This is a genomic window from Streptomyces narbonensis (assembly GCF_014649015.1).
GTDB lineage: Bacteria > Actinomycetota > Actinomycetes > Streptomycetales > Streptomycetaceae > Streptomyces > Streptomyces narbonensis.
The window spans coordinates 1-1,296 of sequence record NZ_BMSF01000063.1; the positions used below are offsets into that span (position 1 = coordinate 1).

Annotated in this window: 1 protein-coding gene; it reads left to right on the forward strand. The window is 40.4% G+C overall.

Features of this window, described 5'->3' with window-relative positions; genetic code table 11:
• Positions 1–497: 497 nt before the first annotated feature.
• The coding region (locus IE124_RS36200; RefSeq protein WP_229833167.1) for a hypothetical protein at positions 498–1,296 on the forward strand (799 nt) is incomplete at its 3' end.

Below are 1,296 nucleotides of genomic sequence, written 5' to 3' on the forward strand. Positions count from 1 at the left end.
TGGGACACTAGAGATAAACAATTAATATGGCACAAAAACAAACCTACCAAGCCAGATAATAAACTAGTCGCAATAAGCGATGCTTCATATGGTAACCAACCATATTACAAGTCACAAATTGGTAACATTTTCCTACTCAACGGAAAAGTGATTGGAGGAAAGTCGACAAAGGCTTCGTTAACATGCACTTCAACTAGAATGAGGAATAATCGTAATATTAGTATGTAGAAATATAGATTCCATTTTGATCTCAACATTCACCCATTTCTCATGGTAGCGCCTGTGCTTCGGTTACTTCTAAGGAAGTCCACACAAATCAAGATCCGTTAGACGTTTCAGCTTCCAAAACAGAAGAATGTGAGAAGGCTTCCACTAAGGCTAACTCTCAACAGACAACAACACCTGCTTCATCAGCTGTTCCAGAGAACCCCCATCATGCCTCTCCTCAACCTGCTTCAGTACCACCTCCACAGAATGGGCCGTACCCACAGCAGTGCATGATGACCCAAAACCAAGCCAATCCATCTGATTGGTCATTTTACGGACGCCCATCTATGATTCCGTATACACCTTATCAAATGTCGCCTATGTACTTTCCACCTGGGCCACAATCACAGTTTCCGCAGTATCCATCATCAGTTGGAACGCCTCTGAGCACTCCATCACCTGAGTCAGGTAATACATTTACTGATTCATCCTCAGCGGACTCTGATATGACATCCACTAAAAAATATGTCAGACCACCACCAATGTTAACCTCACCTAATGACTTTCCAAATTGGGTTAAAACATACATCAAATTTTTACAAAACTCGAATCTCGGTGGTATTATTCCGACAGTAAACGGAAAACCCGTACGTCAGATCACTGATGATGAACTCACCTTCTTGTATAACACTTTTCAAATATTTGCTCCCTCTCAATTCCTACCTACCTGGGTCAAAGACATCCTATCCGTTGATTATACGGATATCATGAAAATTCTTTCCAAAAGTATTGAAAAAATGCAATCTGATACCCAAGAGGCAAACGACATTGTGACCCTGGCAAATTTGCAATATAATGGCAGTACACCTGCAGATGCATTTGAAACAAAAGTCACAAACATTATCGACAGACTGAACAATAATGGCATTCATATCAATAACAAGGTCGCATGCCAATTAATTATGAGAGGTCTATCTGGCGAATATAAATTTTTACGCTACACACGTCATCGACATCTAAATATGACAGTCGCTGAACTGTTCTTAGATATCCATGCTATTTATGAAGAACAACAGGGATCGAGAAACA